We start from the raw sequence: 15631 nt of genomic DNA on the forward strand, positions 1-15631 counted from the left end.
AATACCCGGCCGGGGTATTCGGTTCTGCTCGGTGTCCGACGTCGTCACGAGCATCGCGAAGGGAGCCGACGTGACGCTGACCCTGGAGACCTACCGCATGGCCGAAGGACTGGTCGAACAGCGCGAACCGCTGCGCGCGCTGCGCCTGTTGGAGCCGGCCCTCGACGAGGAGCGCGACAACGTCGCCGTGCAGCAGCTGGCCGGGCGGGCGTACTACCTCTCGCTCCAGCTCCGCCGGGCCGAGGCCACGCTGCGCCGGGTGATCGAACTCGACCCGTGTGACGCGTGGGCCACCCACGCGCTCGGCCGCACCCTGGAGCGGGCCGGCCGAGGCGCCGAGGCGGCCCCGTACCTGCGGCTCGCGGCGGCGATGAACCCGGAGCCGGAGTACATCGCGGCGGCGGCCAGGTACGCCGACTGATCGACCCGCTCAACCCGACGCGGCGGTGGACCGAGGGTCCGCCGCCGCGTCGGCGTGCCGGCCGGGCAACGGCCGGCTCGCCCAGGTGAGCGCCAACAGCAGTTGCCCGGCCACGTAGGTGGGCATCACCAGCGCCGCCTGACCCGGAAACAGGCCGACATCGGCCAGGCCGAGGGCGATCACCGCGTCGGAGCCCAGGAACAGCGCGCCGCCGAGTCCGGTGCGCCGGCCCACCCCGGCCGCGCACACGGCCATCGCGGTGAGCAGGAGGCTGTAGCCGAGTACCGGCACCAGCAGATCGCCCAGTCCGCCGCACACGGCGGCCATCATGACGCCCCAGGCGAGCAGGTACCCCGCCGGCAGCCACGGCGACAGTGTGATCCCCATCCGCCGGAAGGCGAGCAGGTAGCACACATGCCCGACGGCGAACCCGGCCATCCCGACCAGGAACGTGGCCTCCCGATCCACCAGCAGCCCCACGTCGCCGACGAACCCGCCCACGAGCGCGCCGATCGGCAGCCGCAGATCGTGCTCGGCGCCGGGCCGTGCGGCCACCCACACGAAGGCGATCAGCACCGGCATCAACAGCGGCTTGGTGACCCAGCGGGCCCCGTCCACCTCCGCCGCCGCGAGCACCGAGTCGGCGACGCCCAGCATCAGGTAGGCGGCGAGCAGCGCACGAGCTCTCACGCCGCGGCCTCGGCGGTGGCGCCCGCCGGGGCCGTCGACGCGGCCGGCGCGGGCTGCCAGCCGGGACCGCGCAGCACCCGCCCGAACCGCACCCGCCAGGTACGCGCGGCGCGCACGTCGCGCGCGATCGCCGCGTATTCGTGGAAGGCCACCCGCAGCGGGTTGTACGTCCCGATGTTCTTGGTCAGTCCGTAGTTCACCGGCTCACCCTCGGGCTCGAAGCTGCGGAACAGCCGGTCCCACACGATCAGGATGCCGCCGTAGTTGCGGTCCAGGTATCGCGGGTTCGAACCGTGGTGCACGCGGTGGTGCGACGGGGTGTTGAAGACGTACTCGATCGGTTTCCAGAGCCTGCCGATCCGCTCGGTGTGGATCCAGAACTGGTACAGCAGGTTGATCGAGAAGGACGTGACCACCATCGCGAAGGGGAAGCCGAGCAGCAGCATCGGCCCGATGAACACGATGTGGTGCACACCGGTCCAGGGCTGCCGCAACGCGGTGGAGAGGTTGTAGTGCCGACTGGAGTGGTGCACGACGTGGCTCGCCCACAGCAGCCGTACCTCGTGACCGGCGCGGTGCTCCCAGTAGTAGAAGAAGTCGACGCCGACGATGACCAGGACCCACGTCCACCACGTGTGCGGGAGCCGCAACGGGGTCAACTCGTGCAGTCCGTCCCAGGCCAGGACGGTCAACAGGCCCCAGCCGAGGCCGGCCGCGATGCTGCCCAGGCCCATCGTCAGACTCGTCGCGGTGTCCTTCACCGCGTACCCGCGCTCGTCGTCGTCGGGGGCGAAGCGATACGACGCCCACTCGACGGCCAGGAGGAGGGTGAAGGCCGGAATGGCGAACACCGTGAGGTCCATGCTCGGACCCTACTGGCGAGTAACGCCGGGTGGAAGAGGTGATTTCCCGCGATTTTCCCGGGCCGCGCGAGCCCGCGCGGCCCGCGCGAAAGCCCCCGATCGCCGCCGGAGGGATGTACCGGGGGTGATCGGGGGCTTCCCGTGGTGCCGGTGCTACCGCTTCTTGTCGAGCCGTTCGCCCTTGCCGTCGAGGACCTGCACCTTGTCCCCGTCGTGCAGTTCGATCCGCTCGCGGCGGACCTCCTCGGTCACTCGCTGCTCGCCCTGCACCTGCTTGGAGACGAGTCGGATGCGCTCGACCGGGACGACCTCCTTGTGGACGACGACCCGCTCGGCGTGCAGCACGATCTCGAGCGCGCTTTCCTTCATGTCGGGGCCCGCGAGCGCGTCGCGGCGGTTGGAGTCGTCGATCGGTTCGCGGACGATCTCCCATTCCTCGTGCATGACCGGGACGACCTTGTCCACCCGTTCGGTCTCGACCACCTTGCGCAGCGCGGCGCGGCCGGCCTCGATCGTCTCCACGTGCACGTCGAGCCGTTCCTCGGAACGGGTCATCCAATCCATGCCGGCCTTGCCGGAGGTCGCCGCGGTCCGGGCGGTGCCCGAGGCGGCGGAGGCGGGCCGGGTCGTGGCGCCGGCGGTCCCGGTGTCGGTGCGCGCGGTCCGTCCGCTCATGGCGCCGGCGGTGCCGGCGGCCGCGGTGGTCGGCGCGCCCGCGGCCCGGGCCGACGGATCGTTCGTCCGTACCGACGGGTCGTGCTTGCCGGTCAGCTCCTCGTAGCCGTCGTCCGAACCGGCGAGCTGGGACTTGGACATGTCGGACCGGTGCCGGGTGCCCGCGGCGGCGGCCGTACCGGCGGCTCCGGCGGTGCCTTCGGTGGTCCCGGTGCGGGTCATGCCGCCCGAGGGGGTGACGCTGTAGTGGCGGTAGAGACGGGCCTCCTCCTCCGGCGACAGGTGCTCGTCGGTACCCAGACTGGGCGCCTCCTTGACCAGCTCCTTGTCGAACGGCACACGCAGGTCGTCACCCTGCATGTCGGCCGGGCCCAGCGGTACGAAGCTCTCGCGTCCGCCGAACATGCCGGTCTTGACGGTGACCCACTCCGGCTCGCCGGTGCGGTCGTCCAGGTACACCTGGCCGATGGTCCCGATCTTGCTGCCTTCGGAATCGACGACCTTGCGGCCGATCAGTTCCTGCGGGGTGACATTCGTCTTCACGAGCCAACGCTCCTGTTCCCGGAGTCGCGGCGGGGGTGCCGCCGGCCGGAGGTAGTCGTGTGGGAGCTTCGTTCTCCAGCAGACGGCGAATCGGACGAAGCGACAACCGGAGGGGGTCCGGGCGGGGTCGGGCGGCAGCCCGGCGCGGCGCCGTCAACTGGGGGAATACGATCCGCGCCGGCTCGTGCGGGGGTCGGCGGAATTTCACCCGAGTGGGTGAATGGGCAGGAGGTCGGCGCGGGGTTGCCCCGGCGGTGCGCGGGGGTGGGGCGGCCGGGTGTCGTGCCCCGGGCGGTCCCGATTTGTAGGCTCTCGGCATGACCATGACCATCCGCCCGGCGACCGCCCGGGATCTGTCGGGGTTGCTCGCGCTCTACGCCGAATTCCATCCCGGGGACGTGCCGCTGCCGATCGAGCAGGCGCATCCGATCTGGGCGGACATCGCCACCCAGCGCGGGCGCACGGTGCTGGTCGCCGACCTCGACGGGACGGTCGTGGGCACCGTCGACAGCGTGGTGCTGCCCAACCTGACCCGGGGCGGGCACTCGATCATGTTCGTGGAGAACGTCGTGGTCGCCGCGTCGCATCGCCGGCGGGGCATCGGCGGGCGGCTGATGGCCGCCGCGCTCACCGCCGCCGGCGACGCCGGGTGCTACAAGGTGCAACTGCTCGCCGCCGGCGGCGCCGACGCGCACGCCTTCTATCGGGCCTGCGGGTTCGACGCCATCGCCCAGGGGTTTCGGCGTTATCTGCGACCCGTCGCGAGTGGCGCCGCGCCCGGTTGAGGGAGGCCGCCCGGGTCAGGTGCCGGTGCGCCAGGGGCCGCCCGTGGAGCCCTCGGGGGGATCGGTCGGGCCGTTGCGCAGCCAACCGGTGCCCCGGCAGTGCGGACAGCGGGTGCCCGCCCAGATCGTCGACACCTCGCGGTGCCGACTGCGATACACCCGGCCCGAGGTGTCCAGCCCGGTGCCCTGGCAGCCCATGCACTGGATCGCGTCGCCCGATCCGTGCTCGTCGTGGCCGGCGTCCTCCGTCACCGCGTCCCCCTTCGCTCTCGGTGTACCGCCTACGGCGCGGCCGGATCGCGTTGCGTAGCCGCCGCGTGCACACCCAGTATTCGCTTGTCGAGGGCCGAGCGCCGGCATTCCGGGCAGAACCCCGCACCGGGTTGCGGGCGGCCGGGGGAGCGGGGCGCGCGGTGAAGGGCCGGTCCGGGCCCTCGACCCTCGGGCCGTCGATCGGTCGGGCCGAGGCGGGCGGGTAATGCGTTCGCTCGGTTATTTCGTTACGTTGGAAAAGAATAGGCCCGCAAAGACGATGTCGGGCGCGGTGGATCGATACAGTTTTCGATCCCATTGCCGGGCTTCGGGCAGGGGTAATTCGAACAGGTATTTCACCGATGTTATTATCGCGCGGATCGAAGTGCGAACCACAAGAGCTCGGGGGCAGGACGATGGGCGTAGAAAGCGCCTTGGTCGAGGATCACGCGGTCGAGGGCGCGAAGGATTCCGGTCCGGAAATATCGCCACATAGACCGTGGTATCGGCCGGACGCACGGACCGGATGGGCGCTCGCCGTCGTCCTGGTCCCCGCCCTGCTGCTCGGCGTGGCCGCCTTCGGGCGGCGCTGGATCGGCGACGACGGACTGATCTTCGTCCGCGTCTCCCAGCAGATCCTGGACGGCAACGGACCCAATTTCAACGTGGGCGAGCGGGCCGAGGCGGCGACCTCGACGTTGTGGCCGTGGCTGCTCGCGCTGGTCGGCGGGGTGACCGGGATCGACCTGGTGGCCGTCGCGGTCTACGGCTCGCTCGGCTGCGCGGTCGTCGGCCTGGCGCTGGCCTCGGCGGGCACTCGCCGGCTCTACCGCGACCTGCCCGGCGGCGGATGGCCGCTGCCCGCCGGCGCGCTCGTGATCGCCGCGCTCCCGCCGTTCTGGGACTTCGCCACCTCGGGCCTGGAGATGGGCCTGATCTTCGTCTGGCTGGGCACGAGCTGGTGTCTGCTGGTCCGGCTGGACCGGGACACCTCGTTCGCCCGCCAGGCGTGGACCTCGTTCGCGCTCGGCATGGGTGTCCTGGTGCGGCCCGACCTCGCGCTCGGCACGGTCGTGTTCGCGGTGGCCGCCTGGCTGCTGCTGCGCCCGACCCGGAAGCGGCTGGCCGTGCTCGCGGCGTGCGGCGGGCTGTTGCCGGTGCTCTACCAGCTCTTCCGGATGGGCTACTACGGCGTCCTGCTGCCCAACACGGCGATAGCCAAGGAGGGCACCAAGACCGACGTCGGGCGCGGGTGGACGTACTTCGAGGACTACGCGAGCCCGTACAACATCTGGGCGCCGCTGCTGCTGACCGTGGTCGCGGTCGGTCTCCTGGCGACCGTAGGCCGCTCGGTGGGCGACTTCGAGCGCTATCGCATCCGGGTCCTGACCGGGACCGCGCTGGTCGCGGGCACGGTGCTGCTCGGCTATGTGATCGTGGTCGGCGGCGACTTCATGCACGCCCGGCTGCTGCTGCCGGGCACCTTCGCCTTCCTGCTGCCGGTCCTGGTGCTGCCGCTGCAACGGCTGTACGCGAGCACCGCGGCGGCGCTCGCGGTGTGGTCGCTGGTCTGCGCGGCCGCGATGCGGGTGCCGTACCAGGGCTTCGGGCCGAAGAACATCGAGGACACCCGCACCTGGTACACGGCCTGGACGGGCGACTCGAATCCGGTCACCGCGGCGTCCTACCGGGCGGCGTTCGTGAAGCGGCTCGAAGGGGTCGGCAGGGAATGGCAGGCGGATCGGGTGACACCCGGCGCGCAGTTCGTCTATCTGACCTACTACCACGAGCCCGACAAGTTCTGGATGTTGAACTTCGACTTCCGGTCGGCGCCGCTCGAATACCATGTCCCGGTCACCGATTCGGTCGTCTACGGCGCCCTCGGCCAGCCCGCCGTGCTGGTGCCGACCTCGGGGCTGGCGATCGACATCTTCGGCCTGGCGAATCCGCTCGGCGCGCACCTCGACCTCGACTATCGGACCCGGTCGGGGCACGACAAACTGACCTACATCGAATGGATTCTGGCCGACTTCACCCGGCCGGGCACCCCGCTCGACCTGCGCAATGTCGACCCGGCAAAGGTCGAGGCGGCCCGTCGGGCGCTGAATTGCGGCGGAATTCGAGAACTTCAGGAAGCGACCCGCGAGCCCATGTCGTTGTCCCGGTTCTGGAAGAATTTCACCGGCTCGGTGAAACGGAATTCGATGCGGATTCCGACGAATCCGATCGACGCGGAGAAGAAGTACTGTCACTGAGCGGACCGGCCGGCAGGCGGTACACGCCCGCCGCCAACGGCTCCACCAGACCGTCGGCGACCAGCCCGTCCAGCGCCCGCGCGCGTTGGACGGGTTCGTCCCACACCGCGTCCAACGCGGCCTGGGCCACCGGTTCTGCGCTGTCCCGCAACACCGCGAGCAGTCGGCCCCGGACCTGGCGGTCGGTGCCCGCGTACGTCTGCCCCCGTCGCGGCGGACCCGTGTAGGCGGGCTTGCCGGCCAGGCGCCACGCGCACAACGCCGCGATCGGACACCCCACACACTTGGGCGACTTGGCCGTGCACACCAGCGCGCCGAGCTCCATGATCGCCACCGCCCAGGTCGACGCCGTCTCGGCGGCGGCGGGCAACAGCGTGCCGGCGGTGCGCCGTTCGGCCGGCGTGGTGGCCTGCGGCGGATACTCGACGCCGTCGATGGCCCGGCCGATCACCCGGCGCACGTTGGTGTCCAGCACGATGTGCCGCTGTCCGAACGCGAACGAGGCGATGGCGGCGGCGGTGTACTCGCCCACCCCGGGGAGCGCGAGCAGGTCCGCGTGTTCGCGCGGGACCTCGCCGTCGTGCCGGTCGACCATCGCGGTCGCCGCGCCGTGCAGGCGCAGGGCGCGGCGCGGGTAGCCGAGCCGGCCCCACATCCGCACCGCCTCGCCCGGTTCGTCGGCGGCCAGTGCGGCGGGGGTGGGCCAGCGCTCCAGCCAGGCCGTGTAGACCGGCAACACCCGGGCCACCGGGGTCTGTTGCAGCATGAACTCGCTGACCACCACCGCCCACGCGGACGCGTCGGGGGTGCGCCAGGGCAGATCGCGGTTGTTGGCCGAATACCAGTCGAGGATCGGCTCGTGCAGTGCGTGTGACATCTCCCCCTGATCCTCGCACGTTACGGGGGGTCACTCGGGCGAGTGACGGTGGCTTCTGCCCGCAAATGCCGGAATAGGCCCGCGACCAGGGCTTCTTCGGTCGCGACACGGCCGGAAAATCCAACGCTTCGGACGGTGTGGCTACACCGGACGGCGTAACGATCTCCCCTAGAGTTTGCGCGTGGACTCGATGCGCCGTCCCGTGGGTCACCTGCCGTCAACCGTCTATTGGCGTCGGCGGGTCGTCGTGCTGCTCGCCCTCGCGCTGTTGATCGCGCTGGTGGCCTGGGCATGCACTGCCGGTGGGGACTCCGACGACAAGAAGAACGCCTCGGACAAGAAGCCGATTCCGTCCGGTTCGGTCTCGCCCGATCCGAGCGCCATCACGCCCGGGGCCAACCCGACCAACGGCGCCAACCCGCCGATCCCGGGCGGGAGTACGGGCACGCCCGGCGGCACCTCCGGCACGTCCTCGGGTACCTCCGCCGGTACGTCGGCCGGCGCCTCCGGTCAGCCCGGCGGGCAGAGTGGCCAGACCGGCCAGTCGGCGGGCGGCGCGGGCACCCCGGGCGGCGGCGCGGTCCCGGGTGGCGGCAAGCCGGCACCGGGCGGCGGCACGTGGTGCACGCCGGCCATGATCCGGGTGCAGATCCAGCCGGTGGAGGCGGGCAAGAGCGCCTACAACGCCTCGCAGAACGTGGCGCTGAAGGTGATCGTCACCAACGAGTCGGGTCCCACCTGCTACGTCGACCTCGCGCCGAGCCACGCCTACATCGAGGTGTTGTCCGGCAGCGAGCGGCTGTGGAGCTCGGCCGACTGCGCGGCCGGCCCGGGCACCGACGTGCGCCAGATCCAGCAGGGCGCCTCGCAGGCCGTCTCGATCACCCGGGACTGGGCCTGGACCCGCTCGAACGCCGCACAGTGCGCCACCAACGGCGGGCAGACCAAGGCCGCCCCGGCGGACAAGGCCGCCTACCGGGCCAAGGGCGTGCTGGCGGGCGTGGAGCCCTCCGGCGAGTTCGTCTTCACCGCCACGGTCGGCAAGTAACGGCGTGGCGGCCGGTGCCCGCTCCCGCCGCCCACCGGCGGCGGGGCGGCACGGCGGCCGGCCGACACGGACCCGAACGCACGACGCGAGCGCACGATCCGAACACCCGACGAGAACGCGGGACGAGAACGCGACGGCAAGGGCCCCGGCGCCGAGCGCCGGGGCCCTTCCCGTGTCACCGCCGAGTGCTCAGACGTAGCGCTCCAGGATCGAGGACTCGGCGAGGCGGGACAGGCCCTCGCGGACGCTGCGGGCCCGGGCCTCGCCCACGCCGTCCACCGCCTGGAGGTCGTCCACGCTGGCCGCGAGCAGCTTCTGCAGGCCGCCGAAGTGCTCCACGAGCCGCTCGATCACCACCGGTGGGAGCCGGGGGACCTTGGCGAGCAGTCGGTAGCCGCGCGGGCTGACCGCCGAGTCCAGGACCTCGTGGCCCGAGGTGAAGCCGAGCGCGCGGGCCACCGTCTGCAGGTCGAGCAGATCGGCGTGGGCCAGGCCGTCGAGTTCGTCGAGCACGTCCGCCTCGGTCCGGCCGCGCTTGATGGCGCGCTCCGGCACGTAGTCGCGGGCGACCAGCTTGCGGTCGTCCTCGACACCCGCGATCAACTCTTCGAGCTGCAGCGAGAGCAACCGGCCGTCGACCCCCAACTCGGTGACGTAGCCGTCGATCTCGCGGGCGATCAGGCGCACCATCTCCAGCCGCTGGGACACCGCGCACACGTCCCGAACGGTGACCAGGTCCTCGATCTCCAGGGCGGACAGCGTGCCCGACACCTCGTCGAGGCGCAGCTTGTAGCGCTCCAGGGTGGCGAGCGCCTGGTTGGCCCGGGACAGGATCGCCGCCGAGTCCTCCAGGACGTGTCGCCGACCGTTCACGTAGAGCGCGATCAGGCGCATGGACTGGCTCACCGAGACCACCGGGTAGCCGGTCTGCTTGTTGACCCGCTCGGCGGTGCGGTGCCGGGTGCCGGTCTCCTCCGTCGGGATCGACGGATCCGGGACGAGTTGCACGCCCGCCCGGACGATCTTCGTGCACTCGCGGTCGACCACCACCCCGCCGTCGAGCTTGCACAGCTCGCGCAGCCGGGTCGCGGAGAACTCGACGTCGAGCACGAAGCCGCCGGTGGACAGCGCCTCCACCGCCTTGTCGAAACCCAGCACGATCAGGCCGCCCGTGTTGCCCCGGAGGATGCGCTCCAGGCCGTCGCGCAGGGCGGTGCCCGGGGCCACGGACTGCAGCGCCGCCCTCACGAGAGCCGCGTCGGCGCTCGTCCCCTTGTCGGTCCGGTCATTCGTAGCCACAGAACTCCCCGTGGTCGTTGCCATCCTCGGCCGGCCATCGGCCGTCACCCGGGCATTTGCTCCGGTATGCACGGCCGGGAGCGCCTCAGGACCTGCGGACGACACAGGTCGGCCGCTACGTCGGAAGATCGGTGGAAAAGTCTAGTGCCTCCCGGCCGCCGACCGGTCGCCGCAACCGACTCGAAGCCGGATTTCGGCACGGGTCGCGCGCGCCGCTCCGCGTGTCGAGTATGTCCGAGGCGGCACATGGTCACTCCTCGGGGCACCCGGAAAGTTGCCGGACGGCGCCCGGGAGCGGGGTCGGGCGCGCGGGGGAGGGTGGCGTGGGCCCCGTCGGCGGGCCCCGCCGATCATGTGCGGTCGTCCCGGCGCTCGCGTGCGGAGACCAGGTTGAACGCGCGCAGCGCCTCGCGGATGTCGGCCACCTCGATCACCTTCATGCCCTTGGGGATCTTCCCGGGATCGGGCGGCACCAGGGCGTGCGTGAAGCCGAGCCGGAACGCCTCGGCGAGCCGGCGCTGCACGCCGGTGGTGCGGCGGATCTCGCCCGCGAGGCCGACCTCGCCGATCGCGACCAGCTTGGTCGGCAGCGGATGGTCGGCGGCGGCGCCCGCGAGGGCCAGCGCCGCGGCCAGGTCGGCGGCCGGTTCGGTGAGCTTGACGCCGCCGACGGTGGCGGTGTGGATCTCGGTCTTCTCCAGGCGCACCCCGCCGCGCCGCTCCAGGACCGCGAGCACCATGCCGATCCGGGCCGAGTCCAGGCCCGAGGTGGCCCGTCGCGGGGTGGGGATCTGGGACGGGGCCACCAGCGCCTGGACCTCTACCACCAGGGGCCGCTTGCCCTCCAGGGTCACCGTGACGCAGGTGCCGGAGACCGGTTCGGCGCGCTGGGTCAGGAACAGGCCGCTGGGGTCGGTCAGGCCGGTGATGCCCTCGTCGTGCAGTTCGAAGCAGCCGACCTCGTCGGCGGTGCCGTAGCGGTTCTTGATCGCGCGGACCAGGCGCAGTCGGGCGTGCCGGTCGCCCTCGAAGTGCAGCACCACGTCGACCAGGTGCTCCAGCAGGCGGGGGCCGGCGATCGAGCCGTCCTTGGTGACGTGGCCGACCAGCACGGTGGCGATGTTGCGTTCCTTGGCGATCCGGATCAGCGCGCCGGTCACCTCGCGGATCTGCGACACGCCGCCGGGGGCGCCGTCGATCGCGGGCGAGGCGATGGTCTGCACCGAGTCGACCACCAGCAGCGCGGGTTTGACCGCGTCGACGTGGCTGATCAACGCGGCGAGGTCGGTCTCCGCGGCGAGGTAGAGCTCCTCGTTCAGCGCGCCGATCCGGCCCGCGCGCAGGCGGACCTGGGCGGCCGACTCCTCGCCGGTGATGTAGAGGGTGCGGGCGGCCGGCGAGGCGGACTTGCTCGCCACGTCGAGCAGCAGGGTGGACTTGCCGACGCCGGGCTCGCCCGCGAGCAGTACGACCGCGCCCGGGACCAGGCCGCCGCCGAGCACCCGGTCCAACTCGTCGACGCCGGTCGGGCGGAACCGGGCCTGCTGTACGTCGATCCGGCCGATCGGCAGCGCCGCGGTGGTGACCGGTCCGGCGGCGATCGAGCGGGCCTTGGGCGCGCCGAACTCCTCGACCGTGCCCCACGCGTGGCACTCGTTGCAGCGGCCCAGCCATTTCGGCCCGGTCCAGCCGCACTCGGTGCAGCGATACGACGGGCGATCCTTCGTGGTGGTCCTGGCCATGCCAGGAACCGTAACGGCCCGCGCCGACAGTGGAGGCGCGGTCGGGATCGACCACGGGCGGAATGTCTTGATCCTGTCACCGGGTGGGCAAAGCGATGGTGGCGGTCGGGCGTTGTGCCTACCGTGTGGCGGCATGGTGGGGGACGGTGCGGTGCGGGAATCCGGGACGACGGACGAAACGGGCGCGGTGCCCGACGCGGTGGCGTTGTACGACACCCACGGTGACGCGTTGTTCGGCTTCTGCGTGGCGCTCGGGTACCAGCCTCGGGTCGCCGAGCGGGTGGTGCGCGAGACGCTGGCGGTCGCGCCGGAGCGGATCCGCGCGTTGCGCGACCCGCGCCGGAGTCGGGCGCTGTTGTACGCGCTGGTCCGGGTCGTGGCCGAACGGGCGGCGGGAGAGCGGGCCGGTCCCGGGGTGGTCGAGCAGGTCCTGGCCGCGGGTGGCGCGGGGTGGTCGGTGCCCGATCGGCGCCGATTGGCGCCGCTGGTGCCGTACGCGCTGTGGGCGGTCGACGAGGACGAGCGGATCGCCCTGGACCTGTCGGCGCGGCACCGCCTGAGCGACGCCGAAGTGGCCGATGTGCTGGGCGTGTCCGAGCGGCGGGTGGCGCGGCTGCTGGCGCGCGGGCCGGTCCGGTTCGAGCAGGCCCTCGCGGTGTACGCGGTGGCCACGCACGCGCGGCGGGACTGCCCCGAACTCGCGTTGCTGCTGCCGGACGCGGGGGCCGCGGTCGAGGCGGGGCTGCGGCAACCGCTGTACCTGCACGTCGACTCCTGCCCGGACTGCCTGGCGCTGCGCCCGGGGCCGGTGGAGGTGCGGGCGCTGCTCGCGGGCGGCGGGTCGGCCAAGGCGCCGTACGCGATCCGGATGGCGCTGCGGGCGGACGGCTCGGTCGAGTCGGCGGATCCGGTCGAGCGGGGCGGCTTTCCGAAGGGCACGGGTCGGCCGAGGTCGCGGGTGCCGGTGGTGGCCGCGTGTGCGACGGCCGTCGCGCTGGTGTTCGGTACGGCGGTGCTGTCGCGGCCGGGGGCCGAGCACGACACGCCGATCGCGCTGAGTACGGCGCCGCTTTCGGAGCGGCCGCCGGCGCTGCATCCGGCCGAGTCGCCGGCCGCCGCGGCGAGTGTGGTCCCCGGTACCGCGCCCGCGCCGTCGACGGCGCGGGCGGTGCCGACCTCGGCGCCGAGCACCCGGTCCGCCGTCGCGAAGCCGACCGCGCGGCCGAGCCGAGGCGCCAAGCCGTCGACGAGCGGTGGCGCCCCGGTTGCGGGCGGGTCGTTGACCCTTCCGCGGGCGGGCGGCACCGGCGAGGGCAATCCGGCGGCGCCCGGCACGCTGTCCTGGTCCCGCTCGACGGTGGACCTCGGCGCGGACGGCGCCGCGCAGACCGTCCGGCTCACCGCCACCGGCGGGCCGGTCGCCTGGTCGCTGGCGGTGTCGGAGAACGACTGGCTCACCGTGAGTTCCCGGGCCGGCACACTGGCCAACGGCCAGTCGATATCGATCACGATCGCGGCGAATCCGGACAGGGCACCGGCCACCACGTGGGCAGTGTCCGTTTCGGCGAATCCGACCGGTGTTTCGCTGAACGTCACCGGAGGACCGGCTTCGCACGAAAGTGCGACGAGCGAATTCCAGCAAAGGTGACGGATATTCACTCGAAAGTATGATTGTCGACCTCGAAAGGCGTATGAAAGTGCAAATCGCCTGAGTCGGAGGCTCTCCGACACCTACGTTCACGAACGTGACGGATTCGGTAACCGGCCGGGCATCGGCCCCCGCCGCGGTGCTTTCGTGGGGACGCGCCGCCTACGACGCCTATGCCGAAGGGCTCTACACCTACTGTCTGTCGGTGCTGCGCGATCATCGGGCGGCCGCGGAATCCCTCCGCAGCACGTTCGTGCTCGCCGACCGTCACATCGGCCGACTGCCGGACCTGGACCTGCTCAAACCGTGGTTGTACGCGCTCGCCCGCTACGAGTGCCTGGTCCGCCTGGACGCCCACGTGCGGGTCGGCACCGGACCCGCCCGGCCCGAGGACGTACGGGTGGTGTGGGCGCACGAGCGCAGCCTGCCGCCGCTGGCCGGCGACGCCGACGAGCCGACCGACCTGTTTCCCGGCACCGAGGCCGGGCGCGTCCCCGGGCGGCGCGGCGACCTGGACGAACTCGCCTGGCCCGACGCGGTGGGATTGTCGCCGGAGCGGCGCGAGGCGCTGGAGTTGTCGGTCCGGCACGGGCTCGATCCGCGCGGCCTGGCCGCCGTGCTCGGCTGTGACGAGCAGCACGCCCGCAGCCTGCTCCTGTGCGCCGGGCGCGAGGTGGACCGGACCCGGGCGGCGGTCGCGGGCGCCGAGGCCTCGCACAGCTGCCCCGAGGGTCAGGAGTTGGCCACCGGGCGGCTCACCTCGGCGCTGCGCGAACGATTGATCGCGCACGTGGAGACGTGTCGGCGGTGCGGGCCGCACGTGCGCCGCGCGGCGACGCTGCTCGCGCCGACCACGGGCGCCGCGGCGGTGCCGGTCGCCCTCGCCCTGGTCGCCCCGCCCGCGGCGCTGCGGATCGAGGTGCTGGGCGAGGTGGGCAAGGGCCGCTCCGCCCAGCGGCCGCCGGAGATCGCCCGCCGGGTCGCCGAATTCGACCGCGCCGGCTTCCCGGTCTTTCCGGCCCGGGTGGTCGAGCGCGGCAATCGCCGCCGGGCCACGGTGATCGCGGCGGTCGTGGTGGCCGCCGTGGTGGCCGCGCCCGCGCTGGCCCTGTGGCAGGCGTCCGGCGGCTCGGCCGCCGGGCCGACCGCCAGGGTGGTCACCATCGCGTCGGCGCACGTGGACACCGCCGACGGGACCGGGTCGAGTGTGCCCGCGGCGCCGACGGCCTCCCCGGCCGCGACCGCCGTACGGCCCGGTGCCGGCGGCCCGTCGCACGGGCGCGGCTCGGCGCCGGCCGCCGTCGCGCCGCCCGTACCGCCACCGGACCGGATCGCGCCGGGCGTCGTGTTCGTGCCGCCGCCCGGCGACCCCGCCCCCGTCCCGCCGCTGGTCACGGCCGGCCACACCGGGGATCGCACCGTGATCACGCTGCGCAACGTCGGCGCCGTCCCGGTCGACTGGCAGGCCCGGACCGGGGCGGCCTGGCTGCGCCTGAGTCGACCCCACGGCACGCTCGCGCCGGGGCAGGAGGACACCGTCACGATCTCGGTCGTCGCCGGGAAGGCGCCCCGGGGCTCGTGGTCGGCCAGGGTGGTCATCGAACCCGGCGGCACCGCGGTCACCATCGAGGGCAGCACCGGCGACCCGGCCACGTCGAGCCCGCCGCCGACCGGCACGCCTCCCAGCACACCACCGCCCGGCCCGACCGCCGGCAGCTGAGCCGGGCCCGGTCCCGCCGCGATCAGTCGAGCGGATCCGCCGGGTGCGGCGCGATCGGCCGACCGCCGGCCAGCCGGGCCCGGCACGCCTCGACCAGGACCGCGTAGGCCGCCTCGCCCATCAGCTCGCGCAGCTCCGGCCCGTAGGACTCGTACACCGGCTCGCCCGCGCCGTGCGCCTCGGTGCTCCCGGTGCACCACCAGTGCAGGTCGTGGCCGCCCGGGCCCCAACCCCGGCGGTCGTACTCGCCGATCGTCACCATCAGCACGCGCGTCTCGTCCGGGCGGTCGATCCAGTCGTAGGTCCGCCGCACCGGCAGCTGCCAGCACACGTCCGGCTTGGTCTCCAGCGGATGCACACCCTCGCGCAGCGCGAGCGCGTGCAGCGAGCACCCGGCGCCGCCGGCGAAGCCGGGCCGGTTCAAGAACACGCACGCGCCGTCGACCAGCCGGGTGCGCTTGTCGCCGTCCTCGAACTCGCTGACCCCCTTTCGGGCGGCCAGGTCGTGGAACTGCCAGGTCTGCGGGGTCAGCCGTTCGGCCCAGGCCAGCACCCGCTTCTCGTCGTCCTCGTCCGACCAGTGCGCGCCCAGCGAACAACACCCGTCGGGCGCCCGCCCGGCCACCACGCCGTGGCAGCCGGCACCGAAGATGCACTGCCACCGCGAGGTCAACCAGGTCAGATCGCAGCGGAACAACTGATCGGCGTCGTCGGGGTCGGAGAACTCGAACCAAGCACGCGGAAAATCCAGGTCTACCTCGGGCACACCACCAGCGTAGAGGGCCGGGTGCGATGTCCGGTTCGGCAAAGGCG

The 15631-nt window shown here is 72.7% G+C and carries 14 protein-coding genes; 6 read left to right on the forward strand and 8 right to left on the reverse strand.

Features of this window, described 5'->3' with window-relative positions; all coding sequences use genetic code 11:
• The first annotated feature begins 31 nt into the window (after positions 1–31).
• Complete coding sequence (locus B4N89_RS16550) at positions 32–421, forward strand: tetratricopeptide repeat protein (RefSeq protein WP_201260853.1); 390 nt, start codon at positions 32–34, stop codon at positions 419–421.
• Positions 422–430: 9 nt separating this feature from the next.
• On the opposite strand, the gene B4N89_RS16555 is transcribed toward B4N89_RS16550, so the two are convergent.
• The 3 genes from B4N89_RS16555 to B4N89_RS16565 all read right to left on the reverse strand — a co-directional run bounded on the left by B4N89_RS16555 (position 431) and on the right by B4N89_RS16565 (position 3192).
• Positions 431–1111: a lysoplasmalogenase gene (locus B4N89_RS16555; protein WP_078976595.1), complete on the reverse strand. Its 681-nt coding sequence runs from the start codon at positions 1109–1111 to the stop codon at positions 431–433.
• Positions 1108–1974, reverse strand: a complete 867-nt coding sequence (locus B4N89_RS16560) for a sterol desaturase family protein (RefSeq protein ID WP_078976596.1) — start codon at positions 1972–1974, stop codon at positions 1108–1110. Before B4N89_RS16560 ends, B4N89_RS16555 begins: the two co-directional genes overlap by 4 nt.
• 153 nt (positions 1975–2127) lie before the next feature.
• Positions 2128–3192 (reverse strand): PRC and DUF2382 domain-containing protein, encoded by a 1065-nt coding sequence (locus B4N89_RS16565; protein ID WP_078976597.1) that lies wholly within the window; start codon positions 3190–3192, stop codon positions 2128–2130.
• A 317-nt stretch (positions 3193–3509) separates the two neighbouring features.
• On the opposite strand from B4N89_RS16565, the gene B4N89_RS16570 reads away from it, so the two are divergent.
• Positions 3510–3977 carry a GNAT family N-acetyltransferase gene (locus tag B4N89_RS16570; RefSeq protein ID WP_078976598.1) on the forward strand — a complete coding sequence of 156 codons (468 nt, stop codon included), beginning with the start codon at positions 3510–3512 and terminating at the stop codon, positions 3975–3977.
• Between the two features lie 15 nt (positions 3978–3992).
• Here B4N89_RS16570 and B4N89_RS16575 read toward each other — a convergent pair whose 3' ends face one another.
• Positions 3993–4229, reverse strand: a complete 237-nt coding sequence (locus tag B4N89_RS16575) for a hypothetical protein (protein ID WP_078976599.1) — start codon at positions 4227–4229, stop codon at positions 3993–3995.
• Positions 4230–4645: 416 nt separating this feature from the next.
• Between B4N89_RS16575 and B4N89_RS16580 the strand changes: the two genes are divergently transcribed.
• Positions 4646–6484, forward strand: coding sequence for a hypothetical protein (locus tag B4N89_RS16580; protein WP_078976600.1), 1839 nt, complete (start codon positions 4646–4648; stop codon positions 6482–6484).
• On the opposite strand, the gene B4N89_RS16585 is transcribed toward B4N89_RS16580, so the two are convergent.
• Positions 6408–7361 carry an A/G-specific adenine glycosylase gene (locus B4N89_RS16585; RefSeq protein ID WP_078976601.1) on the reverse strand — a complete coding sequence of 318 codons (954 nt, stop codon included), beginning with the start codon at positions 7359–7361 and terminating at the stop codon, positions 6408–6410. The two genes, B4N89_RS16580 and B4N89_RS16585, sit on opposite strands and share 77 nt — an antisense overlap.
• Before the next feature lie 181 nt (positions 7362–7542).
• On the opposite strand from B4N89_RS16585, the gene B4N89_RS16590 reads away from it, so the two are divergent.
• The gene (locus B4N89_RS16590) at positions 7543–8409 is read left to right on the forward strand and encodes a hypothetical protein (RefSeq protein ID WP_078976602.1); all 867 of its coding nucleotides are present in this window, start codon (positions 7543–7545) and stop codon (positions 8407–8409) included.
• A gap of 189 nt (positions 8410–8598) precedes the next feature.
• On the opposite strand, the gene disA is transcribed toward B4N89_RS16590, so the two are convergent.
• Positions 8599–9708, reverse strand: a complete 1110-nt coding sequence (disA, locus tag B4N89_RS16595; RefSeq protein WP_235618650.1) for a DNA integrity scanning diadenylate cyclase DisA — start codon at positions 9706–9708, stop codon at positions 8599–8601.
• A 350-nt stretch (positions 9709–10058) separates the two neighbouring features.
• Entirely contained in the window at positions 10059–11450 is a 1392-nt protein-coding gene (gene radA, locus B4N89_RS16600) for a DNA repair protein RadA (protein WP_078976604.1), read from the reverse strand.
• 133 nt (positions 11451–11583) lie between these two features.
• Between radA and B4N89_RS16605 the strand changes: the two genes are divergently transcribed.
• Together B4N89_RS16605 and B4N89_RS16610 are read left to right on the forward strand one after the other, a co-directional pair.
• Positions 11584–13098: a BACON domain-containing protein gene (locus B4N89_RS16605; protein ID WP_078976605.1), complete on the forward strand. Its 1515-nt coding sequence runs from the start codon at positions 11584–11586 to the stop codon at positions 13096–13098.
• Between the two features lie 97 nt (positions 13099–13195).
• Entirely contained in the window at positions 13196–14818 is a 1623-nt protein-coding gene (locus B4N89_RS16610; RefSeq protein ID WP_143657988.1) for a hypothetical protein, read from the forward strand.
• Between the two features lie 22 nt (positions 14819–14840).
• Here the strand turns inward: B4N89_RS16610 and B4N89_RS16615 are convergent, their stop codons facing one another.
• The gene (locus tag B4N89_RS16615) at positions 14841–15584 is read right to left on the reverse strand and encodes a hypothetical protein (RefSeq protein ID WP_101897101.1); all 744 of its coding nucleotides are present in this window, start codon (positions 15582–15584) and stop codon (positions 14841–14843) included.
• Between the last annotated feature and the right edge of the window lie 47 nt (positions 15585–15631).

This window comes from Embleya scabrispora, from assembly GCF_002024165.1.
Classification (GTDB): domain Bacteria; phylum Actinomycetota; class Actinomycetes; order Streptomycetales; family Streptomycetaceae; genus Embleya; species Embleya scabrispora_A.